The 22,887-nt window shown below is 46.7% G+C and carries 21 protein-coding genes; 6 read left to right on the top strand and 15 right to left on the bottom strand.

Annotation, left to right across the window (positions count from 1 at the left end):
* Positions 1-30: 30 nt before the first annotated feature.
* The 5 genes from AC1VYS_RS23070 to AC1VYS_RS23090 all read right to left on the bottom strand — a co-directional run bounded on the left by AC1VYS_RS23070 (position 31) and on the right by AC1VYS_RS23090 (position 5,122).
* Entirely contained in the window at positions 31-1,248 is a 1,218-nt protein-coding gene (locus AC1VYS_RS23070; RefSeq protein ID WP_482911637.1) for an ABC transporter permease, read from the bottom strand.
* A gap of 3 nt (positions 1,249-1,251) precedes the next feature.
* Positions 1,252-2,004: an ABC transporter ATP-binding protein gene (locus tag AC1VYS_RS23075; protein ID WP_482911638.1), complete on the bottom strand. Its 753-nt coding sequence runs from the start codon at positions 2,002-2,004 to the stop codon at positions 1,252-1,254.
* A gap of 25 nt (positions 2,005-2,029) precedes the next feature.
* Positions 2,030-3,397 (bottom strand): DEAD/DEAH box helicase, encoded by a 1,368-nt coding sequence (locus tag AC1VYS_RS23080; protein WP_482911639.1) that lies wholly within the window; start codon positions 3,395-3,397, stop codon positions 2,030-2,032.
* Between the two features lie 434 nt (positions 3,398-3,831).
* The gene (locus tag AC1VYS_RS23085; RefSeq protein ID WP_090919414.1) at positions 3,832-4,605 is read right to left on the bottom strand and encodes an SDR family NAD(P)-dependent oxidoreductase; all 774 of its coding nucleotides are present in this window, start codon (positions 4,603-4,605) and stop codon (positions 3,832-3,834) included.
* A 58-nt stretch (positions 4,606-4,663) separates the two neighbouring features.
* Positions 4,664-5,122 carry a chemotaxis protein CheX gene (locus AC1VYS_RS23090; RefSeq protein WP_123064663.1) on the bottom strand — a complete coding sequence of 153 codons (459 nt, stop codon included), beginning with the start codon at positions 5,120-5,122 and terminating at the stop codon, positions 4,664-4,666.
* Positions 5,123-5,569: 447 nt separating this feature from the next.
* Between AC1VYS_RS23090 and AC1VYS_RS23095 the strand changes: the two genes are divergently transcribed.
* Together AC1VYS_RS23095 and AC1VYS_RS23100 are read left to right on the top strand one after the other, a co-directional pair.
* On the top strand, positions 5,570-6,472 hold the full coding sequence (locus tag AC1VYS_RS23095) for a LysR family transcriptional regulator (protein WP_441929893.1): 903 nt from the start codon (positions 5,570-5,572) through the stop codon (positions 6,470-6,472).
* A 220-nt stretch (positions 6,473-6,692) separates the two neighbouring features.
* Positions 6,693-7,502, top strand: a complete 810-nt coding sequence (locus AC1VYS_RS23100; protein ID WP_482911640.1) for a histidinol-phosphatase — start codon at positions 6,693-6,695, stop codon at positions 7,500-7,502.
* Between the two features lie 694 nt (positions 7,503-8,196).
* Here the strand turns inward: AC1VYS_RS23100 and AC1VYS_RS23105 are convergent.
* The 5 genes from AC1VYS_RS23105 to AC1VYS_RS23125 form a co-directional block, all read right to left on the bottom strand.
* A complete protein-coding gene (locus tag AC1VYS_RS23105; protein ID WP_482911641.1) occupies positions 8,197-8,781 on the bottom strand; it encodes a GNAT family N-acetyltransferase in 585 nt (194 codons plus the stop codon).
* Positions 8,782-8,925: 144 nt separating this feature from the next.
* Positions 8,926-9,657, bottom strand: a complete 732-nt coding sequence (locus tag AC1VYS_RS23110; protein WP_482911642.1) for a metallophosphoesterase family protein — start codon at positions 9,655-9,657, stop codon at positions 8,926-8,928.
* Positions 9,658-9,691: 34 nt separating this feature from the next.
* Entirely contained in the window at positions 9,692-10,645 is a 954-nt protein-coding gene (locus AC1VYS_RS23115) for a metallophosphoesterase (RefSeq protein WP_482911643.1), read from the bottom strand.
* A 190-nt stretch (positions 10,646-10,835) separates the two neighbouring features.
* Complete coding sequence (gene sdhB, locus AC1VYS_RS23120) at positions 10,836-11,600, bottom strand: succinate dehydrogenase iron-sulfur subunit (protein ID WP_441929888.1); 765 nt, start codon at positions 11,598-11,600, stop codon at positions 10,836-10,838.
* Entirely contained in the window at positions 11,579-11,854 is a 276-nt protein-coding gene (locus AC1VYS_RS23125; protein WP_482911644.1) for a hypothetical protein, read from the bottom strand. Before AC1VYS_RS23125 ends, sdhB begins: the two co-directional genes overlap by 22 nt.
* Before the next feature lie 161 nt (positions 11,855-12,015).
* Here AC1VYS_RS23125 and AC1VYS_RS23130 point away from each other — a divergent pair, with 161 nt between their 5' ends.
* Complete coding sequence (locus tag AC1VYS_RS23130) at positions 12,016-12,180, top strand: hypothetical protein (protein WP_482934413.1); 165 nt, start codon at positions 12,016-12,018, stop codon at positions 12,178-12,180.
* 113 nt (positions 12,181-12,293) lie between these two features.
* Entirely contained in the window at positions 12,294-12,461 is a 168-nt protein-coding gene (locus AC1VYS_RS23135) for a hypothetical protein (protein ID WP_482911646.1), read from the top strand.
* Positions 12,462-12,479: 18 nt separating this feature from the next.
* On the opposite strand, the gene sdhA is transcribed toward AC1VYS_RS23135, so the two are convergent.
* Together sdhA and AC1VYS_RS23145 are read right to left on the bottom strand one after the other, a co-directional pair.
* On the bottom strand, positions 12,480-14,222 hold the full coding sequence (gene sdhA / locus AC1VYS_RS23140) for a succinate dehydrogenase flavoprotein subunit (RefSeq protein ID WP_154891050.1): 1,743 nt from the start codon (positions 14,220-14,222) through the stop codon (positions 12,480-12,482).
* Between the two features lie 125 nt (positions 14,223-14,347).
* On the bottom strand, positions 14,348-15,016 hold the full coding sequence (locus AC1VYS_RS23145) for a succinate dehydrogenase cytochrome b558 subunit (RefSeq protein ID WP_441929886.1): 669 nt from the start codon (positions 15,014-15,016) through the stop codon (positions 14,348-14,350).
* A gap of 360 nt (positions 15,017-15,376) precedes the next feature.
* Here AC1VYS_RS23145 and AC1VYS_RS23150 point away from each other — a divergent pair, with 360 nt between their 5' ends.
* Positions 15,377-16,300, top strand: a complete 924-nt coding sequence (locus tag AC1VYS_RS23150) for a LysR family transcriptional regulator (protein ID WP_482911647.1) — start codon at positions 15,377-15,379, stop codon at positions 16,298-16,300.
* 120 nt (positions 16,301-16,420) lie between these two features.
* On the opposite strand, the gene AC1VYS_RS23155 is transcribed toward AC1VYS_RS23150, so the two are convergent.
* Together AC1VYS_RS23155 and AC1VYS_RS23160 are read right to left on the bottom strand one after the other, a co-directional pair.
* On the bottom strand, positions 16,421-17,092 hold the full coding sequence (locus tag AC1VYS_RS23155; protein WP_482911648.1) for a potassium channel family protein: 672 nt from the start codon (positions 17,090-17,092) through the stop codon (positions 16,421-16,423).
* A gap of 33 nt (positions 17,093-17,125) precedes the next feature.
* Complete coding sequence (locus AC1VYS_RS23160) at positions 17,126-18,445, bottom strand: TrkH family potassium uptake protein (RefSeq protein ID WP_482915099.1); 1,320 nt, start codon at positions 18,443-18,445, stop codon at positions 17,126-17,128.
* A gap of 451 nt (positions 18,446-18,896) precedes the next feature.
* Here AC1VYS_RS23160 and AC1VYS_RS23165 point away from each other — a divergent pair, with 451 nt between their 5' ends.
* On the top strand, positions 18,897-20,594 hold the full coding sequence (locus AC1VYS_RS23165; protein ID WP_482911649.1) for a CPBP family intramembrane glutamic endopeptidase: 1,698 nt from the start codon (positions 18,897-18,899) through the stop codon (positions 20,592-20,594).
* Here the strand turns inward: AC1VYS_RS23165 and uvrC are convergent.
* Complete coding sequence (gene uvrC, locus AC1VYS_RS23170) at positions 20,563-22,650, bottom strand: excinuclease ABC subunit UvrC (RefSeq protein ID WP_482911650.1); 2,088 nt, start codon at positions 22,648-22,650, stop codon at positions 20,563-20,565. The two genes, AC1VYS_RS23165 and uvrC, sit on opposite strands and share 32 nt — an antisense overlap.
* Positions 22,651-22,887 lie beyond the last annotated feature (237 nt).

A 22,887-nucleotide genomic window follows, 5' to 3' on the forward strand; every position in this document is an offset into this window, starting at 1 on the left:
TCAGCGAAAGCCTAGGCTACTTTGGTTCTTCTACTCGTCCTCTTCCTCTTTGAGCCATTTGCTCCCCTGCGAACGACGCATCAGCACGATGACAAGTACACCGAGTATGAGTGCAATGCCTGTTATACTCAGTCCTTCCATTCCCGCTGCCAGCATCGGCAACCACATGAGCAAAGCGGCTATAGCATGCAGTTGGAAGATGAAACCGAGCACCTGTGAACGGCGGCTCTCTCCTGAGATCGGATAGATCATGACCCAGAAGGATTCACCGTGACTGCGGCGCAGTACCCCCAGTTGAATGCCTGTAAGTAGCAGGAAGAACAGATATACCCCGATCCCGAAGTAACTGCCTGCCGTCCACCAGGAAAGCAACATACCCAGGATGATCAGACGCAGAACAATGGTGAATACTTCCGTTCGAATAAACGTTTTGGTCATAAGATACCGGTAAGCCTGCCCGGCATTCCATGGAAGGCCATTCCCCCATCTGCTAAGCCAGCGGCGGGAGCTTACTTTCGTTCCAGACGATGGCACATCCACAAACCAGCCTAATGTGCGCATCACTCTGCCTGCCTGCGTCTGCTCCACTTGAATCAGACGCTCCCAAGCGACTCGATGTTTAACAGGTACACGTAGTGCAACGACATAAACAGCAGCAAGCAGCAACAGAAACCACAGACTACGCAGCGGCGGCTGCCATAACCAGGCGGCAACGGCAAGGATAGCCAGTGCCCATCGAAGTATCCGATATCCCTTGGACGCCCCTGCTTGGACCATCCTCAGTTCTTGCCATGCACCATAACTGGACAGTACTTTCCATAACACAAGAAACAGAATGGACCAGCCCAGCGGCTTGGCATTGGCATCTGCCCTTACATAGAGCGGCCACAACGTAAGAAATACGAACAGCAGCAACAGCATTTTATAAATAACGCCACGAACAAAGCTGTTTTTCAAATAATCCTGCATCCGGTACTCCTGCGGCCGCAGGAAAACAATATCTGCCGGAAGCAGATATGTACGATAACTGCTAAACAGGGCAAGCGGAGCCAGCAATAATAAAGCAATCCAGCGAATCGGAAATCCCGCAGGAATGTTCTGTACAAACGATGTATACCAGGCAGAGAAAGCGATGACGAGAAACAGAAAGACCATCGCTACACCGCTCTGGATGACATAGCCCACATAAGGAAGAATTCCATTCCAGAAACCTGTCCGACGTTGCTTCCATAACAGCGTGAGATCCATATACTAATCCCTGCCTTGCACGAGGGAATAGAACATATGCTCCAGCGTTGTGTCAGGCTCCCCGAACTTTGTACGTAATTCATTCAGTGTTCCTTGTGCAATGACATGCCCACGATGCAATACAACAAAACGGTCACAATAATTTTCAATCGTGGACAAAATGTGTGAACTGAGCAGAATGGAAGACCCGGCAGCTTTCATCTCCAGCATAAAATCAAGCAGTGAACGAATGCCCAGCGGGTCAAGTCCCAGAAAAGGTTCATCGATAATGTAGAGCGGTGGCCCTGCCACGAAAGCACACATGATCATGACCTTTTGCCGCATACCTTTGGACAGATGTGTAGACAGACTTGTACTTTTCTCATTCATGCGGAATAAGTTGAGTAACTTCTCTGTCCGATGTTTAAAATCTGCTTCGGACACGTTGTAAGCTCTCGCCGTAAACTCCAGATGCTCCATAACCGTCATTTCATCATATAACTCGGGAGATTCTGGGACAAAGGCCATCGCAGACTGGTAGATCTGTGCATCCTCATCCCGTTTTTTGCCCATCACCCGAACTTCTCCCTGCTGCGGAGTCATCAGGCCCAGGATATGTTTCATCGTTGTACTCTTGCCAGCACCATTTAATCCGATCAGTCCGACCATTTCCCCGCGTCCAACTTCCAGATCAACGTCATGAAGCACCGGCCGTTTGGCACTGTATCCTCCGCTAAGCCCGCTGATTTGCAGCACAGGCGATTGAACATTTTCCATCTATCCCTGCACCCCTTTCATCCGATTATTCCTCAGAGCGCGGCGCTCTGTCTTTGCTCCACTTGGGTGCTCCCTTGTTTTTGCGGTTCTGGTCGCTACCTGTGCGACCTGTATTTCCGCTTGCAGGACGCTGACTTGAATTCGAAATCGTCGCTCTCGTTCCCGGTTTCCGGTTCCCCTGAGCTGGCTTACGATCACGGGATTGTCCTGGTTTCCGCGAGAAAGAATGTCCTTCAGGACGAGTATCCGGCCGTGGATCAGCCACCAGCACTTTACCACCAAAGAGTGTGCGCTCCTGCAATTCGATGCCAAGTTCGCGTGCGAATTTACGCATGATGAAAATTTGTGTTTCATCCACGATAGACAGCACAATACCTGAACGTCCCATCCGTCCTGTCCGGCCAGCACGGTGAACGTAATGCTCCGAGTCAAAGGCTGGGTCATAGTTGATGACCATTGGCAGGCCTTCGATATCCAGTCCTCTTGCTGCTACCTCCGAAGCGATCAGCAATTGAATTTTACCGTTACGGAAGGCAGACAGTACGTTACTGCGTGTTACTTTGTCGGCGTCCCCGTACAGTGCAGCTGCGTTCAGCCCCAAGTGGTTCATTTTTGCCTCAACCTCACCGATGTCCTCCGTTGCATTCACAAAAACAATCGCTCGATCCGGGTTATATTGTCGAACGAGACGACGCAGCATATCAATCTTGTTACGGCTCTCTTCTACAAAATAATAATGTTCGAGTCCAGCAGCCGTTGCACGATCCGGTTCGATACCGATCTGCACAGGCTCCTTCATCTCGCGTTTCGCGAGTGTAGAGGTATGCTCGTCAATTGTTGCGGACAGGAAGATTAACTGGCGGTCGCGCAGCGCACTTTTGAGCACAAATTCCACGTCACTTACACCGCCGAGCTGGAACACCTGATCCGCTTCGTCGATAACAATGGTGGATACGTTGTGCATTTTTAGCTTTTTGAGTGTGATCAGTTCCTTCAACCGTCCAGGTGTACCAACAACCAATTCTGGATGTTCACGCAATTTCTCGATCTGACGTTTCACGGCAGCGCCGCCAATCAGACCTTGCACACCGATGCCGCGATCCGCGCCGTAACGCTGAGCCTCACGTACGATTTGCATTGCAAGTTCCTGCGTTGGCGCGATAATCAGTTTCTGGGTTCCTTTAATGTCACTCTTGATGGATTGCAGTAGTGGCAGTAGATAGGCCAGTGTTTTACCAGTTCCCGTCTGGGACTTGGATACGACATCCTTGCCTTCCAATATAACCGGAATGGTCTGCGCCTGTACCGGAGAAGGTTCGTTAATGCCATGCTGAGCCAGCAGTGCCTCCAGATCCTGTGCCACGCCTATTGATGTAAAAGTTTGATTCGTCATGTATTCCATCCTTTAAATTTATTCGTTTTGATGATTTACAGGCTCAATTTTTTTCTTTTTACACTAAACACTTCGATAGCAGAATTTCCTTCCGATCACTGTTATCCCCAGATTTTTTCTATTCCTTATATTAAGGAGAAATCCGGTGATATGCGTATGCTTCCGATACAGCTTTCTTTCAGAAAGCTTTCAGGCGACCGCTCCGCTTCTCCAGGTTCTTTCTGCTCTCTCCGTTATCGTGTAAATATATCATTTCGCCTATAAACCTGCTTGTACGCTTAAAACAAAAGCCTGTCATCACATTACCTTTCATTATATGCGAAAAAAGCCCGCGTACCAAATCTTATTCCCGAAATGTTCAAGTCTGCGCAAAAAAAAGAAAAGCCCCTCGGCGGAGCCCTTCTTCATCCGGTATATGGTGCACTTGTTACATGCTACTTCTGATTCATTACTCCGTGGGACAGTCGATCGGCAAGTCGCGGGAACAACTGATACAGCCAAATGCCAGCCGATGCCAGCCGCGGCAGATTCACTTCTTCCTTGCGTTTCTTCATAGCGCGAATCATGTGGCCTGCTACATTCTGAGGTGTCAGCATCAGCCAGCGCACATTGTTTACGTAATTCCCTGAAGGATCTGCCCGATCAAAAAACGGTGTATCAATAGGGCCCGGATTAATCGTCGTGACGGTAATTCCAGTCTTGCGCAGTTCCTGACGTAGTGCATTGCTGAATCCGAGTACGGCATGCTTTGTGGCCGTATAAGAGGCTGATTTGGCCGTTCCAATTTTGCCTGCCATCGAAGCAACGTTTACAATCTGGCCTTTGCCCCGTTCCAGCATGTGTGGAAGCACTGCTTTCGTACAGCGGACAATGCCCATATAATTCACGTCCATCATCTCATCGAATTCTTGTACAGACATGTCTGTCATGGCAGCAAATTTTCCGTATCCCGCGTTATTCAGCAAAATATCGATTCGTCCGTATTTATGTAACATCGCATCTACAGCCGTCTGAACCTGCTCACTGTCTGTAACATCCAGTGTAAGCAGTTCATGCCGCCCCTGTAGTGAAGCACCAATCTGATCCAGCTTGTCCCGCGAACGGGCAGCCAAAATCGGGATGGCTCCTTCCTCGATCAGCATTTGCGCGCAGAGCGCACCGATTCCACTCGATGCTCCTGTTATAAAAACAACCTGATCTTTCAGCATGGTTGATGTCCTCCCGTTAATAAAACACATTTGCCTTATTAAGGCCTATGCTTCTATTTTACGAGATCATCACCTGAATATCCATCTCGCCAATCCCATCCATCAACAAAGGTATGCTGAGCGCTTTCGTTGCAGTAAATGTGGCTAAAATTTCAGATTGCATAACTTGAGGAGGGGTGATATCCACAACAACGCCTTGGTTGGACAGAATTGTACTTGCATTGCCGCTGATCATGTTACCGAGCTCGGAGATCGCACTTTTACTCATATCGTCCATCTCGGTGATGACAAAACCACCCATCATGGCTGAAACAATTTTCAATGCCACTGTTTCTTGTATACCAAAAACAATATTACCGCTCAACTGTCCCGTCATTCCAATCACGATCCAGACATGGTCAGCAATGTATTCTACATTCTTCACGCCAAGATTCCCGGTGGAAGGCGAAACCTGGATGAGCTGTTCAAATACGTTGCGTGCAGATTCCAGGAATGGGTTAATTACTTCCGCTTTCACTGTGTATGTCCTCCTCACACTGGGTTATTGGTCACATACCAAAAGTCCCATATTCATTAAATTTATTATACTTTATCACGTACGAGAATTCATTAAGAATTCGTTAAACCTTGTGTACTATAATTTATCGTCATTCGAATAGCAAATGTTTATAGCTGTTTTTGTCGCTTTTCACTTCTTGAAAGAAATATTATTCCTTCGTTCAAGCTATAAAAGGAGCATAGGACTTTTATCCCGTTTTTTATATAGTTTAAATTTTAATTTCTATCTCTTTTCAGAATTATTCTATTTATTAGTACGTTAGTCTACTTTCAAATAGGCGTGTGCCCTTCATTGCTCTGTTCTCCGTAATCCCCTATAATTTAAGATATAAGAAACATATCCGTCACGGAATTCGCTGCATGACACATGACATACAGAGGATATTTTGCTGCAAGGAGGCCGTATATGAACATTAGCCAACTGGAAACGCTAATTACTATTTCCAAAACGATGAGTTTCCGCAAAGCGGGAGAACTCCTTAACCTGACCCAGCCGGCTGTCTCGGCCCAGATCAAAAGTCTAGAGGATGAATTCAACACGGTTCTTGTCGATCGCAACCAGCCCGTAACCCTCACAGATCGCGGACAGGTTTTTCTGGAACATGCTGAACGGATGCTTGATATTGTGGACGAGTTGAAACAGAAGCTGTCCGATCTGGATGAAACACCGCAAGGACGTATTGTGCTTGGAACAACAACGTCGATTGCCATTCAAATTTTGCCAAGAGTACTCTCTTACTTCCAGGATCAATTTCCACTCATCAAAACAAGTATTCAGTCTCTGCCCTCCTCTCAGATCTATACACAGGTCGAGAACGGCCTGGTCGACCTCGGGATCGGATATCTGACCGAGCGGAACCCTAACCTCAGTACGTCTGTGCTGTACTATGATACGTTCGAACTTGTTGTATCACCTTCTCACCCGCTCGCAAAGAAAAAACATGCAGCAGTCGATGTCCTACGAAGCACACCTCTGATTCTTCTGTCCCCCGATACGGTTGGACGCAGGTTTACAGAAACGGTTTTCAAAAAATACAATATTGAACCCAACGTGGTTATGGAACTGTCGAGTAGTGAAGAAGTCAAACGAATGGTGGAGATTGATCTCGGTGCAGCCATTATCTCCAAACAATCCGTTGCACAGGAGTTGCGGCAAGGTACATTGCGAATGATTCCTTTAAGTGAGCTGGAGGTCAGCCATCCCGTAGGGGTCATCTATAAATCCAGTCGTTATCTCAACTCGGCAATGCATCAATTCCTGAGTGATCTCAAGGGCATGCCGGAAACACAATTTATTAGCTCAGAATAAGCCTAGATAAGTTGAACTATTCTTTTTACACGTGAACGGAGAGGACAGAAAAAACCTGAAAAGCGGAGCGCTCGCCTTTATCACCGGATTTTCCCCTTCGAAAAGGGAATCAAAAAAATCTGGGGATAACAGGGATTGAAGGTTGTTCTGTCATCGGAGTGGATTGTGTAAAATCTTCAGTTCAACTTAAACAGATGAAAAGAAAGGGTAGGGATTCCATATGAAATTTGATCTTCATACACATCATTTCCGCTGCGGTCATGCGGATGGTAACATCAGGGATTACATTGAAGCAGGCATTGAGGCAGGACTACAAGCCATAGGAATCTCCGATCACACCCCTTACTTTGGCAGTGAACTGGAGCAGGCGCATCCACGAATTGCGATGGGTAAATCTGAATTACAACATTATGTAGCTGAAGTGCTCGCGTTAAAAGAAGAATATGCCGGCAAGATTGATGTTTTGCTCGGGATCGAATCCGACTACTTTCCACCTCATGCTGAATTGTACCGGGCAACGCTCGGGCAATATCCGTTTGATTATATTATCGGTTCCGTTCATCACACGGAAGATGTGAGTATTTTCAACAAAACCCGCTGGAACGGACTAAGCAATGCTCGCAAAATTGAAGTAAAAGAAGGTTACTATGCGTTAATCGCAGAATCGGCCCGCAGCGGCATGTTCCAGATTCTTGGACATATCGATGCGATGAAAGGAAATTATCCCCCATTCTCCGAGATTATCGCAGACCATGCAATTGACGAAGCTCTCAAGGTAATAGCCGATGCCAACGTTGCAATTGAAATCAACACTTCGGGCAAAACCAAGCTTAGTGGCGGCTGGTACCCTTCCGATGCCATTCTGGAACGTGCCAATCATTTCGGTGTAAAAGTCACCTTTGGTTCAGATGCGCATATCCCCGGCCGGGTAGGAGATGAGCTTGACTTGGTACGCATACGTCTGCGGGAGATCGGTTTCACGGATTGGGTGTATTTCAAGAAGAAGCAAATGCAGATCGTCCCTCTATAAAAGCTGATAAAACACAAAGATCCCCACGTAGCATAACAACTATACGTGAGGATTTTTTTATTTTCTTGTTTTATCTAATTCCCTTGGTAAGGCTCCTCGTCATATCTAACTCACACCCTGTTTCTGGTTCCCCTCATACTCTAACGATCACCAGAAACCTTATTTCGTATTTATTGGCGAGTTTTACATTCTAACGATCACCAGAAGCGTTATTTGGGTGAATTTGCTGTAAATAATAGAATTTTGACCGAGTTTCAGCAAAATAAGCTCCACTGGGATCGTTACATTTCCAGGCAGCCTGTTCGGGGGCAAATAAGGTTTTCTGAGATCGTTAGAATTCCAGAGTTATCCAGCATTCATAAATTCCAAACAAGGTGTGTCTTGAAACTTTCTGTGGTGCATCCTTTACCGCCTTTTACCTCATCCTATGTCACTCTCCCTTAATGTACCCCAGCATATCAACGGGAAAATCACTGGCTTAGAACGAAAATTCAGCAACTTTGGCTTTTTCCAACGTTTTCAGACACACTCTAGTAGGTTATATGTTCTGTTAAAAAAAATGAACCCGCTCATCGCGGGTCCCAACAGCATTATCTATTATCAAAAAGGGGGTCATGAGATAAGTTTACCCCTTGTCTGTTAGAGTTCAATTGCAGCTATATTTCAATTGTGTAACAAAAGATTGAAGTTCGTTTCAATACTGAAACTGTTCCCGATACACACCATATACCTTAACATCCATGGAGGATTCAGATGCTTGATCCTTCCCATCATTTAGACCATAGGATGGAAGATTGCGCTCGTATGTCATGCCCATTTTAAGCAGTACCCGCTCGGAGGAACCGTTGGCCTCATAACATCGTGCTTCAACTCGCCATAGATGAAGTTCGTTAAATCCGAATGTCAGCAGGCGATGAACGGCCTCAGTCGCCACGCCTTTTCCCCAGCACGATCTGTCCAGAATATAACCGATCTGTGCAGTCCCTTTTTGATCGTTCCAGTGCTGAAAAGAGGTAATGCCGATCACTTGCTCCCTACCTTTCCAACAGATGCCGTAATGCAACGAATCCAGCTTGGCACTGCTGCTCCGGATCTGGTTTAGCAATTTCCTCGCCCGAATAGGTGGAGGCTGGCTTCCTCGATTGACGTATCGAATCACTTGAGGATCGGATAATAATTCAGATAACGTGATATAATCACTCTGACGTAATGACCGAAGTACAAGGCGGTCTGTCCATAAGGCTGGCAGGCCTTGAATCAGCATGTTTCGGTTAAGCATGACAATCACTCCTTTGCCTAACGGGCTTTAGTCCGGTAAGACAAGCAAGCTCTAAGGATGATCCGGCATGATACTACTGATCGAATGACATAAATTGTAGTATGTCCTGTAACTGTTCGGCTTTATTCGGTCACGATATTACATTCACTCTTGTAATCCGCGATAGATGCCCAAACGTATCTCACGAATATATGCATCAAGTGCCGGTACTTGTGCTTGCTGCGCGATCTGTACTTCAGTTTCAATATCATAAGAAACCCGAACAAACTGAAGGTTAAACGGCTTCTGTCTATCGTCGCCGTACTCCCCTTCGAGAATGCAATATGAAGCCTGTGGAAGATCGAGTGGATTTCCTACGCTGCCTGTATTAAACAGCATTTTTCCGTCTAAATATTGCAGAAACGCATTATGCACATCGCCATACCCCACCACGTCAGCCGGTCCAGCCTCTGATTCGTCCGTCGGTGGATCGAACATCGCCAGTCGCTTCTCCATCTCATCCCATGGCTGTACACGGTGATATACACTTTGCGGTGAAGCATGAACTAATCGAACAGTACGCCCGCTTAATTTAAATTCATGACTGAAGGGTAAACTCGCCAAATAAGCCACTCGCTCGGCTCCCAGCCGCTCAGCTTGCCATGTGAAATCCCGGACATCCTGATTCACTGCGACAAGTTCATCCCAGTTCCCACGAATAACTACTTCACATGCTGCTCTGACCTGCTCCACCACTTCAGCGGGTTGCGGTCCCTTGCCTACGAGGTCACCCAGACAAAAGATTCTGTTCAAGCCGCGGTCCTTAATATCTTTCATCACAGCTTCCCAAGCAGTCATGTTGCCATGAATGTCGGATACAATCGCTATTCGTTCCATCTGTTTAACCTCCATTCATGTTTATTAAGCTTTATCATTTACTCACATCATCCCGGCTTAAATGAAGCACGGTCAGTTCAGGCCTGCACAGAAAACGAATAGGAAGCTGCGTCATACCAAATCCTCGATTTACGTAAACCGGCATTTGAAGCTTAGAGGTATAGTGCAATCCCTGTACATATTTGCGTGACCCCCGTGGAGTTGTCATTGCACCGAACCAGGGAAAACGAACCTGGCCACCATGACTGTGACCTGAGAGTTGTAGCCCGAATCCATACGGAGCAGCGTAATCGGCATAATCCGGTTCATGCATGAGCAGTAACTTCCATACACACTCATTCAGCCCTGCAACCGCTGCTTTGGGATCAGGCTTGCCCGTTAAGGCATCATCCAGACCTGCTACTGCGAGTTTCTCGCGTCCTTGTTCTATGACGACATGCTGGTTGCGCAGCAACGTAAAACCTGCTTCACGAAACATGTCCTGCACTTCCTTTTGCTGCCGCCCTCGATAGTCATGATTCCCCAAAACAGCAAATTTTCCGTACCTTGCCTCCATGGAAGCCAAAACCGGTACACACTCTCGCATTGGCTCCGCTTGTCTCTCAACGATATCTCCGGTAAAACAGATGAGATCGGGCTGCTGATCCTTGATCTGTGTTGCCAGCTTGCTTAATTCTTTCTGTCCTGTATGAAAACCAAGGTGCACATCACTGAAATGAACAATACGTAGTCCGTCAAACGATTCAGGAAATGAAGGGAGCTTGAGATCAATGTGATTGATCTGTAAACGCTTAGGCTCCCAAAGCGCGTATCCTAATGTCAGGACACCAGCTACCAAAGTCATGATATTTTTTCGTAGTTGGAACATTCGACGAGAAGGGTCGTGATCCTTTTCTTCTCCAGGGAAAAGAGGTTCATTCGATCCGTTTGGCCTGTTCAGGTGCGAGGACGGCGAACTACCGTTGTTTGAACGAGGTGTCTTTCCCATCTCTTCCCTCCTCGGATCTTGTTTCTTGAAAGTTGTTATAAGCCATATCCATCCCTGTAGTATACCATATTCTACATGGGATGCCCGCTTCCTTCGGTTGATAACAAAAGAAGCCGTGTTCCGCTTAGTACCGCACGGAATCACGACTTCTTCGAGAAGCAGAGTTAGATCTCTCTTCTACACTACACCTTTATACACCCAGCCAACGTTTGAACATGTGCTTGGTCGTTTGTTTATTCATCTCTGCAATAGACGTCGTGAGCGGGATGCCTTTTGGACATGAACGCACACAGTTCTGCGAGTTACCGCACCCTTCTATACCGCCATCTTCCATCAGCGCTTCCAGACGCTCTTCTGCATTCATCTCACCAGTAGGGTGAGCATTGAACAGACGTACTTGGGACAGCGCTGCTGGACCGATAAAGTCGGTTTTTTCGTTTACGTTCGGACAAGCTTCGAGACACACGCCACAAGTCATACACTTGGACAGCTCATAAGCCCACTGACGTTTCTTCTCAGGCATCCGGGGTCCAGGACCAAGATCATATGTGCCATCGATAGGAATCCATGCTTTAACACGTTTCAAAGCGTTGAACATCCGCGTACGGTCAATGACAAGGTCACGTACCACCGGGAATGTTTTCATCGGTTCGATACGAACCGGTTGTTCGAGCTTGTCGATCAAGGCAGCACACGCTTGACGAGGTTTGCCGTTAATAACCATGGAGCAGGCCCCGCACACTTCTTCAAGACAGTTGGATTCCCAACAAACCGGCGCAATGGATTTACCATCCGTATTTACCGGGTTCCGCTGAATTTCCATCAGGGCGCTGATCACATTCATATTCGGACGGTACGGAAGTTCAAACTCCTCGGTATACGAAGATGACTCCGGGCTGTCTTGACGGGTGATAATAAACTTGACGGTTTTACTCACTGTTGCTTGTTCCGCCATATCGTTGTCCCCTCCTCTGGTGACGATGATTGTATTGCTGGTGCGCAAAGCTGGCTGTTTCGGTGCTCGGTTAGACGCTCCAGTCGCGGAATGCCCTTTGGATCGCCCATTGCTCCCCCATTGTACGGAATGAATCTCCACGATGAATACAATGGGGTTGCAAACGCGAACGCTTCGCTTCTTTCGGGCATTTCCGCTCCCTGCGCTACGCCGTGCACCTCATGCTGCTTTGCTGGAAGCTGCAATCCATTCATGCTGGATTGCTGTCATTTGTTGTGGAAGCCTCTAATACCAAGCTTCCTTGAAATGAATGAAGGTGCGCAAAGCTGGCTGTTTTGGTGCTCGGTTAGACGCTCCGGTCGCGGAATGCCCTTTGGATCGCCCATTGCTCCCCCATTGTACGGAATGAATCTAGATGATGAATACAATGGGGGTGCAAACGCGAACGCTTCGCTTCTTTGGGGCATTTCCGCTCCCTTCGCTACGCCGTGCACCTCATGCTGCTTTGCTGGATCTGCAATCCATTCATGCTGGATTGCTGTCATTTGTTGTGGAAGCCTCTAATACCAAGCTTCCTTGAAATGAATGAAGGTGCGCAAAGCTGGCTGTTTTAGTGCTCGGGTAGACGCTCCGGTCACAGAATGCCCTTTGGATCGCCCATTGCTCCCCCATTGTACGGAATGAATCTCCACAATGAATACAATGGGGTTGCAAAAGCGAACGCTTCGCTTCTTTCGGGCATTTCCGCTCCCTTCGCTACGCCGTACACCTCATGCTGCTTTGCTGGAAGCTGCAATCCATTCATGCTGGATTGCTGTCATTATCATTAAGAGCTTAATCGATCAGCAACTGTACGATTAACACTATACATATTGCGGGTTAGTCTTTCGAGTAGTCCCGAATACGTGGTGGAATCAGGGATACGTCGACTGGCTCGTACGAGATTTGTGGGCCTTCCTTCGACCAGCTCGCGATGGTCGTTTTCAGGAACTCTTCATCGTTACGCTCTGTAAACTCCGGTTTGTAGTGCGCTCCGCGGCTCTCGTTACGCAGCAATGCTCCAAGTGTCATCGCTTCAGAAAGCTCAAGCATGTTCCACAACTGGCGGGTAAATGCCGCACCCGGATTGTTCCAGCCGGAGTTGTCGTACATGTTGATTTTGCTATAACGCTCTTTCAATTCTTTGATTTTGCCAATAGTCGCTTCGAGTTTGTCGTTGTAACGAACCACGGTCATATTGGCTGTCATCCACTCGCCCAGCTCTTTGTGGATCACATAAGCATTTTCCGTACCTTGCATTTTCATGATGCCTTCGTATTTGTCGGTTTGGCGCTTTGTGTAACCATCGAAAACAGAAGAAGAGATATCAGCGGATGATTTCTTAAGACCTTTGATATATTCAGCTGCCTTAGGTCCTGCCACCATACCGCCATAGATTGCGGATACGAGTGAGTTTGCACCCAAACGGTTCGCACCATGATATTGATATTCACATTCGCCGGCTGCAAACAAGCCTGGAATGTTTGTCATTTGGTTATAATCTACCCACATGCCGCCCATGGAATAGTGAACTGCCGGGAAGATTTTCATTGGAATTTTACGCGGATCATCACCCATGAATTTCTCATAAATTTCGATGATTCCGCCCAGCTTGACATCCAATTCCTTCGGATCTTTGTGAGAGAGGTCGAGGTACACCATATTCTCGCCGTTTACACCAAGTCCCATGTCTACGCAAACGCTGAAGATTTCACGCGTTGCGATATCACGCGGAACAAGGTTACCGTAGGATGGATATTTCTCCTCAAGGAAATACCAAGGTTTGCCGTCTTTGTATGTCCAGATTCGTCCACCTTCACCACGCGCAGATTCGGACATCAGACGCAGCTTGTCATCTCCTGGAATCGCAGTCGGGTGGATCTGAATGAATTCGCCGTTAGCATAATTCACGCCTTGCTGATATACCGCGCTTGCAGCCGTTCCTGTATTGATAACAGAGTTTGTTGTTTTACCAAAAATGATACCCGGACCACCGCTCGCCAGAATAACAGCCTCAGCAGGGAAGGTCTGCACTTTCATCGTTTTGAGATCCTGTGCCACGATACCGCGGCATACGCCTTCATCGTCTACAACGGCTTGCAGGAACTCCCAGTTCTCATACTTGGTCACGAGACCGGCTGCTTCCCAGCGCCGTACTTGCTCATCGAGTGCGTACAACAGCTGTTGTCCTGTTGTCGCGCCTGCAAATGCTGTACGGTGATGCTTCGTTCCTCCGAAACGGCGGAAATCGAGCAAACCTTCCGGTGTACGGTTGAACATAACGCCCATCCGGTCCATCAAGTGGATGATGCCAGGTGCTGCTTCACACATCGCTTTAACGGGTGGCTGGTTGGCAAGGAAGTCTCCGCCATAAACCGTATCGTCAAAGTGAACCCATGGGGAGTCGCCTTCCCCTTTGGTATTTACCGCACCGTTGATACCGCCCTGGGCACATACGGAGTGGGATCTTTTAACAGGAACCAGTGAAAATAAATGAACATGGACTCCGGCTTCAGCCGATTTGATCGCCGCCATCAATCCCGCGAGACCGCCGCCCACAATAATTACATTCGATGATGCCATTGCTAGTTCACTCCCTTTATAGATAAGCATTAATCCTAAGGTTAATCAGTAAGCGTTAATCACAAAAATTAAATCAGTGAATTTTAATCAGAAAACATAAATCAACAAGTGCTAATTCGTCTAATTTAGACCAAAACGGATTTTACCGCATCGATCATTGAAGTTGCTGTCTGGAAATCTACATTCCGGAAAGCAAACAATGAAGCGATAAACATGATGGAAATAAGAGCAAACAAGCTCATGCAGACATACGAAGATACGCGCTGTGCACGAGGTCCGACTGTAATTCCCCAGCTAACGAGGAACGACCAGAGTCCATTGGCAAAGTGATATGACGCCGCAACCACACTAACCATATAAATAGCAAAGGTTATCGGATTCGTCACAGCATTATGAATAACGCCGCCTATCTCTTCATGTGTAACATTACCCAAGGCAATTTGTACGCGAGTCTCCCATACATGCCAGATCACGAAGACAAACGTGATAACACCACTGATTCGCTGCAACGTATAGCGCCAGTTGCGCTCATTGCCGTAACGACCCACATTAGGCTTGGCCTGATAGGCAATGTAAAGCCCATATACACCGTGATAGAAAAGCGGCAGCCAAATGAGGAGCGCCTCAATCACAATAACAAGAGGCAGACCGTTCAGAAATGCAACGGCACCATAAAAAGCTTCTTTGCCGCCTTCCACAGCCGTGAAGTTTGTCACCAAATGCTCGACAAAAAACAGACTGAGCGGAATAACGCCAAGCAAGGAGTGCAGCTTTCTGGAGTAAAACCCTTTCATAAAATGTCGATCCCCTTTCGCTAAATACAACGTTTTCATAAATCCATTCTTATATCATGACACGAATCCTTCTTACATGGGAAGGTTCGACAAATTGTTCCGTTTTGATCAGGTGTGAACAACTTGTGTCACAATTCATGTTACTCCTTTTTTTCTTATAAGGGAATTGCAATATAATTATTAAATGTTATAACCTATAGGTATAAGGGTTGAAACAAAGGTTTTGTTGGGGTTATAAAACATCAACAACGTATTTATTAGGCTATACCATATTAAAATAATCGGTTTCAATGCTATACAACAGAGCAAACGATTAATCAAGGGCAAGGATCACACTCATAAGAAGAGAGGTTTGTGTTCATGTTCGAAGAATTAAACGCATTTGCAGCGGTCGTGGAGCAATCCAGTCTAAACCGTGCATCCAAATTACTCAATCTGTCTCAGCCTGCACTCTCTCGTAAAATTTCCAAACTGGAGGATGAGCTGGGCGTGTCCCTCTTTCATCGTCGTGGCAAACGTCTTGAATTAACTAGTGTAGGTCAATTCGCTTACACCTTCGCCGTCGAGCAGAAACAGCAGCAGCAGAAATTCCTCACCATGCTGTCTCAGTACAAGGATGAGGAACAGAGCATTATTACACTCGGTGCGAGCCTGACAACACTTCAGACCACCTTGCCTCCGCTGGTCAACGCTTTTATGGAGAAACATCCTCATGCAGAATTGAAGCTATTGACTGGCAAGACACATGAGATTGTTTCTTTTGTACGTGATAAAAAAGCCGATGTAGGCATTGTGGCCTCCTCCATTAGTGAAACAGGACTTAACTGTGTACCGCTATTTGATGATCACCTGGAACTGGTCGTTCCGCTCACGCACCCGCTTGCTGGCAAAGAAGCTGGGATGGAGCATTTGCAGGATCTGCCGATGATTACGTTCTCCAAAGGAACATGGTATCGCAAACTGACAGATGATCTGTTCCAACGCTGCACTGTGATGCCTGACATTCGTATGGAGATCGATTCGTTTGAGGCGATTATCCGTCTCCTGCCGACCTGCAAAGCTGCTGCCTTGCTTCCCAAATCCTATCTTCGTCCTCAACTGTTAGCAGATAATGATCTCGTTGCGGTGCATTTGCCCCAGCTGAAACAGACCCGAAGAACAACCTGCATGATCTACGGGGAAAAGGAAAACCTCAGCGAAACCTCCAAACAATGGGTCAGGGAGACCGCTGCATTTTTTACAGCAAAGGCGTCATTGCCCTCACGGAGGACAACAACGCCTTGATTTCATGAAGATGGGGCAGCTTATCCCATTATTGAGACAAGCTTTTAAAGAGCGTGAAGAGGGGTAAAGGTTATAGGGTTAACCTCATCACCAGTTGACGATCAAAATAAATTTGTCTGCTCAGCTCTCTTGACTAATAACTTCTTCTTCAAAACGGTCAATGTCATTATTATTACCAATAATAACCATAATATCCCCCATTTGCAGGGAATCCATCGCCGTCGGGGCAATAATAACCCCGGCTTCTTTTTGCAGGGCTACAATACTACAGTTAAATCGCACACGTGCATTAAGACTGGAGAGTGTTTTATTGTGCAGACATGCAGGTACCTTCATCTCCACAATGCTGTAATCATTGGACAACTCGATGTAATCCAGCAGGTTAGGTGTAACCAGTTGGTGAGCGACCCGAATGCCCATATCCCGTTCAGGATAAACAACACGGTCGATGCCCAGTTTGTCGAGTGCACGTCCGTGAAGAACAGAGATGGCTTTAGCTACAACCGTTTTGACACCCAGCTCTTTGAGCAGGATGGCGGTCAGGATACTCGTCTGAATATCGTCGCCGATGGCAACGATGCCGCAGTCAAAATTACGAATGCCCAGAGAGCGAAGCACTTCCTCATCCGTAGCGTCCGCCACGACGGCATGAGTGACCAGATCACTCATGTCTTCGACCAGCTCTTCATTTTTATCAATGCCAAGCACCTCATAACCCAGTTCCATTAATTCCTGCGCCAGACTAGAGCCGAATCGGCCAAGTCCAATCACCGCAAACTGCTGTTTTTTCATTGTTCTTCACGAACCCCTCTGTCCAAATAATCACTAACCAATTATCATTTTACCTTCTGGATATCTGTATAAGTCCTTACCCTTTTTCTGACCCAATGCATACGCCAGTGTGATCGGTCCAAGCCGTCCTGCAAACATCGTAATACAGATCATTAACTTGCCAAATGTGGTCAGCTTCAGCGTCAAACCAAGTGAAAGCCCTACGGTACCGAAAGCAGATGTCGTTTCAAATAAGATCATTAAAAAATTACTGTCCTCTGTTGTACTCAGCACCATTGTGACCGTAATAATGAATAATAAAGCCAGCAACGTGATCGTGAGTGCCTTGAAAATGCGCTCCTGCACAAGCCGATACCGGAAAAAAACGATATCCTCCCGTCCGCGCATCATCGCAATGACCGCTCCGGCCATAATCAGGAATGTTGTTGTTTTGATGCCACCTCCCGTTGAACCTGGCGATGCACCGATAAACATCAATATAATCATAAAAAATTGCGTTGCCTGCCTTAGTCCGGCAATATCTACCGTATTAGCTCCAGCTGTACGTGGTGTCACAGATTGGAAGAACGAACCGAGTAATTTACCGCCCCAATTCAGGCCGCCCAGCGTTCGCGGGTTGCTGAACTCAAACACAAAGATGACCAGTGCGCCAAACACAATTAACAAGGTCGTCATCAGCAGGACCACTTTGGAATGTAGCGACAGCTTCTTTGTTTTATGATAATCTACCAAATCGGACAGCACGACAAACCCAATTCCTCCGGAAACAATCAGAAACATGGCTGTAAAATTAACAAGTGGATCATAGACGTAGCTCGTCAGACTGCTAAAATGACCAAACATATCAAACCCGGCATTGTTAAACATTGAGATCGCGTGCCAGTAGCCATAATACATCGCCCGTCCCAACGGCATATCCAATGACCAGCGCAGTGCGAACAACGTACCGCAAATCCCCTCCAAAATCAGCGAGTAGATCACAACCTTGCGAATCAGTCTCACAATGCCTTCCATCGTGCTCTGATTCATCGCTTCCTGCAAAATCAATCGCTCCTTGAGCGATATTTTTCGTTTGAAAGCAATCGCAACCAGCGTAGACATCGTCATAAAGCCAAGACCGCCGATCTGTATCAGAATAGCAATTATCACCTGACCCAGTACGGAAAAGTAGGTTCCTGTATCCACAACAACCAGGCCTGTCACACAGACAGCCGATGTCGCCGTGAACAGTGCATCGACAAAAGCCAGACTTTCACCACTTCGGCTGGATACCGGAAGCATCAGTAGCAGTGTGCCCAGCATAATAATGCCGGCAAACCCTAACACCAGAATACGTGGCGGCGATAATCGCATCCATTGAACATTTGCTTTCACTTCAGTATCATCACCTCTGCTAAAAAGAAAATAACTCCACCCCGTGGAGCCCATGTATGATTCATAAAAAAGCAACATATAATTGGAGTTGGTATACAACCTGTTCATTATAGTAGCTATTTTCGGCCATTAAGCACTCTTCGTTCTATTCGTTCCCTTGTTGCAAGTTAGACATGCGGATTTTTGCATATTTGCTTCAAAATTATAAGCGTTGCGGCGAATGCACACAAAACGATTTTTGTGTAAATAACATCGAATTCGTTCAAAACGGGAAGAACATCTAGGCCCGGACTGCAAGATCAGATTTTTTCGATCATTTTCATTCATTTTCAAAGATTTACACCCGTTTTCGTCCTGTCATTGGCATTGAGTACACGCCCTATGCTATCTTTACATTACGATGTAATTGAAAAAGGAGGAACACCATTCCATGAATCCCTTAGGGCAGCCTTTGCAGCTTAAGGCTAACTTCAAGCGTTTGGGGTTGCTTGCGGTGATTGGACTGATTTTATTTTTTGTATTTCAGATCTTTCCTGCGACTTCATCACAAACGACCGAAATTTCGTCAACATCCTTTATTAACAAGGATCAAGCGATCCAATCCGCACGTTCATTCGCGGCTTCTGTTGATGACTATACGCTCCCCAGCAATGCCAGTAAACCCCTTGTAACTTATCAGACCCATTCCGATATTTACGGTTATATGGCGAAGACCAAGCAACTCAGCACATACAATCAGAAGTGGGAAACAGTTTATCCTTACGATGTATACCGTGTGCGTTTGCTCGATCAGGACAGAGGCGGTTACCTTAACGTTGACGTACATATGAAAACAGGTAAAGTGGTCGCTTTCAAACGCGTGCTGCCTTCCTCACTCTATACGGCCGTTGAAACTCAAAAAGAACAAGGTATCCAAAGCACGTCAGAATCGCTTGCAGAAGGTCATATGCCTTTGAGCGAGAAAGAAGAACTAGCCGCTGGAGTTTTGAAAGAATTCGGTTATAACATCCCGACACTCCAACTGGATACACGAGATGGCGAGCCAGGTCTCAAATACACGGATGCAAGTAAAACGATCGGCAACTCCAAGCTAGAATTGAATTTTACATTTGAAAATGGGGCTGTCCGTTCGTTCGATCCAGGATTCTCTGTACCGAAATCTCATACGGATTATGTTAAAGACCAGACCCAATTAGCCAACTGGTTAACTTACGGTGGTTACGCCTTTCTGACATTTGTCCTCGGAGTGCTTGCCATCATTTACAGCATTCTGGCTCGTGCAAATACATCGTTTAAACGAGGCGTGGTATTGTCACTGGTTTACTTTGCGGCTTCTATGATTGGTACACTGAACATGCTGCCTCTCTTCCAGGCACAAGGGCTTTCAAGCTTCATGTTAGTGTTCCTTATGCTCATCCAAACGGGCATAACAATCGTGATGAGTGCCACAATCTATTTGTCACTTGTAGCCGGGGACGGCATGTGGCGCAAAATCGGATTGAATCCATGGCCTCGTGCCAAGGAGCCAGGTTACGGCAAATACGTACTACACAGTATGTATGCCGGTTATCTATGGGCATTCATTCTGCTTGGTGTACAATCCGTTCTGTTCTTTATTCTGGAACGCAGCATTGGCACATGGTCTACAACATCGCCAGATCAATCAACGTATAACATGACGTATGCCTGGATCTTCCCGATTATGGCTTGGATGGCCGGTATTGGCGAAGAAGCGGTATACCGGCTGTTTGGTATTCGAATGATGCAAAAGGTTGTACGTAACACGTTTATCGCCTGTCTGATTCCTACAATTATTTGGGCACTTGGACACACCTTGTATCCGATCTATCCGGTTATTACACGACCGATCGAACTGACTGTTATTGGACTGTTGTTCAGCCTGATCATGCTGCGTCACGGCTTCATTGCTGTTGTTTTTGCCCATGTCATCTTTGACAGTTTATTGATGGGACTCAGCTTGATTTTCATGGGAGACGCACTAAACATGGGCGCCGGAATTTTCTGGATTGTGTTGCCGGCTATTGTTGGATATGTGGTCTACCGTTTCAATCCAAAACAAAAAGAGAAGCCGTATGTCACGACTCCTCATCACGAAGTGCTGCAATAATCTGAGTTGCTAGTTTATCTCCAATAGATAGAGGCCGGAAGTCTTCGACACTGGCCTCTTTGATTTTGCGTAAAGAGCCAAAGTGCTTCAACAGCAGCTTGCGACGCTTCTCTCCAATGCCTGGAATAGCATCGAGCCGGGACGTAACCATCGATTTACCACGCTGCTCGCGATGGAATGAGATCGCAAATCGGTGAACCTCTTCCTGAATCCGCTGCAATAGATAAAACTCCTGGCTATCCCGCGGTAGAGCAATCACCTCTGGTGGATTGCCAATCATCAGCTGTGAGGTTTTGTGTTTGGCATCCTTCACCAATCCACACACTGGAATAAATAATCCCAGCTCGTTTTCAAGCACATCCACAGCAGCCGAAATCTGCCCTTTACCGCCATCGACCACGATCAAGTCAGGCTGGGTCAGGTTTTCCTTAAGCACCCGCTCATAACGGCGGCGGATGACTTCACGCATCGTTTCATAATCGTCCGGTCCTTCGACAGAACGCACTTTATATTTGCGGTATTCCTTTTTGTCCGGTTTACCATCGGTAAATACAATCATGGCCGAGACCGGATTCGTCCCCTGAATATTCGAGTTATCAAATGCTTCAATCCGGCGTAGCTGATCCAGTCCAATCCAGCGTCCCAATCCCTCGGAAGCCTTAGATGTTCGCTCTTCATTACGTTCAATGAGGCGGAACTTCTCCTCCAATGCCACCCGTGCATTGTCGAGTGCCATCGTGATCATCTGGCGTTTCAGTCCGCGTTGCGGGATATGCACTTTAATGTCCAACCATTCTTGCAGAGAAGCAGCCATCTGCGACGGATCATCCATCTCGGATGGTAGCTTGGCATTGGATGTTTCCTGCAATTCGGCAGCATTGCTCTTTTCTTCCTCGGTTACCTCCGACCCATAAGCCGCAAGTGTCTCGGCAACAAGCGGCATCGAAGCGGCGGTCTGGTTCATCCCGACTTGTAATTCCTCCTGCGTGGATTCAACCGTTCCCTCAGAATGTTTATCCTCGGATGTATTCGCTTGATCCACTTTTGCGGAATCGCTTGTTTCCTGACCAGAGAGCAGTTCCTTCGGCATCTCCGGTAGCAAAATTTCCTGTGGCAAAGCCGGGTTATCACTATAATACTGTGTTACATAGGACATGAAATCATTGTAGGCCTCACCGTAAAATGGGAAGGTAGACACATGACGTTCAATCATTTTCCCCTGACGCATATATAGAATCTGGACACACATCCAGCCTTTATCAATCGCAAATCCAAAGACATCACGGTCTCTGGCATCCGCCATCGTAATTTTCTGTTTTTCCATGATCGCATCAATCGCGATAACCTGGTCACGCAGTTCTTTGGCACGTTCAAAATACAAATCTTCAGCGGCTTCCTGCATTTTGCGCTGCAAGTCCTTTTTGATCTCCTCATGCCCGCCGCTCAGAAATGATCCGATCTCCTGCGAAATCTCGTCATACTGCTCTTTGCCAACTTCCTTCACACAAGGAGCAAGGCATTGGCCCATGTGGTAATATAGACAAACTTCTTTAGGCATTACACCACATTTGCGGAGTGGATACATCCGATCCAACAGTTTTTTCGTTTGGTGTGCCGCATAGGAGTTCGGGTAGGGACCGAAGTATTTGGCTTTATCTTTCAGCACCCGGCGGGTCACTTCGAGCCGCGGATGCTTTTCATTTGTTATTTTAAGATAAGGAAATGTTTTATCGTCTTTGAGTAGCACGTTGTAACGCGGCATATGTTTTTTGATCAGGTTACACTCCAGAATGAGTGCTTCCATGTTGCTACCGGTCACGATGTATTCAAAATCACGGATTTCGGATACAAGACGTTGTGTCTTTCCGTTATGACTGCCAATAAAATAAGAGCGCACGCGGTTTTTGAGCACTTTGGCTTTACCAACATAAATAATGGTGCCTTCACTGTTTTTCATCAAGTAACAGCCCGGCAGATCAGGAAGCAATGCGAGCTTATGGCGAATCTGCTCCAGTGCCTTCTCCTGCTCGTTTAGCTCCTGCATAAATGGATCCATAATTCGGTGGGTCCTCCCTTCCGAAAAAATTGAAGCCTTCACCTTACATGTTTCACTCCGACGACAGAATGAACCTTCGATCGCTGTTATCCCCAGATTTTTTTGATTCCCTTTTCAAAGGAAAAATCCGGTGATAAACGCGCCCACTTCGTTTCTCCTGTTCATTTCTGTCCTCTCCGTTATTCATGTAAATTTCCAGTTTCATTTTTTATTCAATTATAAAATATAAATAAATTA

This window comes from Paenibacillus sp. G34 (genome assembly GCF_056856875.1).

Coding starts and splice junctions, on each gene's coding strand:
- AC1VYS_RS23110 (WP_482911642.1), bottom strand. CDS start 9,657: ATGGAACGAATAGCGATTGTATCCGACATTCATGGCAACATGACTGCT.
- AC1VYS_RS23165 (WP_482911649.1), top strand. CDS start 18,897: ATGAATCCCTTAGGGCAGCCTTTGCAGCTTAAGGCTAACTTCAAGCGT.
- AC1VYS_RS23080 (WP_482911639.1), bottom strand. CDS start 3,397: ATGACGAATCAAACTTTTACATCAATAGGCGTGGCACAGGATCTGGAG.
- AC1VYS_RS23145 (WP_441929886.1), bottom strand. CDS start 15,016: ATGAAAGGGTTTTACTCCAGAAAGCTGCACTCCTTGCTTGGCGTTATT.
- AC1VYS_RS23070 (WP_482911637.1), bottom strand. CDS start 1,248: ATGGATCTCACGCTGTTATGGAAGCAACGTCGGACAGGTTTCTGGAAT.
- AC1VYS_RS23125 (WP_482911644.1), bottom strand. CDS start 11,854: ATGAATGGATTGCAGCTTCCAGCAAAGCAGCATGAGGTGCACGGCGTA.
- AC1VYS_RS23075 (WP_482911638.1), bottom strand. CDS start 2,004: ATGGAAAATGTTCAATCGCCTGTGCTGCAAATCAGCGGGCTTAGCGGA.
- AC1VYS_RS23105 (WP_482911641.1), bottom strand. CDS start 8,781: ATGCTTAACCGAAACATGCTGATTCAAGGCCTGCCAGCCTTATGGACA.
- AC1VYS_RS23100 (WP_482911640.1), top strand. CDS start 6,693: ATGAAATTTGATCTTCATACACATCATTTCCGCTGCGGTCATGCGGAT.
- AC1VYS_RS23085 (WP_090919414.1), bottom strand. CDS start 4,605: ATGCTGAAAGATCAGGTTGTTTTTATAACAGGAGCATCGAGTGGAATC.
- uvrC (WP_482911650.1), bottom strand. CDS start 22,650: ATGGATCCATTTATGCAGGAGCTAAACGAGCAGGAGAAGGCACTGGAG.
- AC1VYS_RS23150 (WP_482911647.1), top strand. CDS start 15,377: ATGTTCGAAGAATTAAACGCATTTGCAGCGGTCGTGGAGCAATCCAGT.
- sdhB (WP_441929888.1), bottom strand. CDS start 11,600: ATGGCGGAACAAGCAACAGTGAGTAAAACCGTCAAGTTTATTATCACC.
- AC1VYS_RS23160 (WP_482915099.1), bottom strand. CDS start 18,445: ATGCGATTATCGCCGCCACGTATTCTGGTGTTAGGGTTTGCCGGCATT.
- AC1VYS_RS23095 (WP_441929893.1), top strand. CDS start 5,570: ATGAACATTAGCCAACTGGAAACGCTAATTACTATTTCCAAAACGATG.
- sdhA (WP_154891050.1), bottom strand. CDS start 14,222: ATGGCATCATCGAATGTAATTATTGTGGGCGGCGGTCTCGCGGGATTG.
- AC1VYS_RS23135 (WP_482911646.1), top strand. CDS start 12,294: ATGAATACAATGGGGTTGCAAAAGCGAACGCTTCGCTTCTTTCGGGCA.
- AC1VYS_RS23115 (WP_482911643.1), bottom strand. CDS start 10,645: ATGGGAAAGACACCTCGTTCAAACAACGGTAGTTCGCCGTCCTCGCAC.
- AC1VYS_RS23155 (WP_482911648.1), bottom strand. CDS start 17,092: ATGAAAAAACAGCAGTTTGCGGTGATTGGACTTGGCCGATTCGGCTCT.
- AC1VYS_RS23130 (WP_482934413.1), top strand. CDS start 12,016: ATGATGAATACAATGGGGGTGCAAACGCGAACGCTTCGCTTCTTTGGG.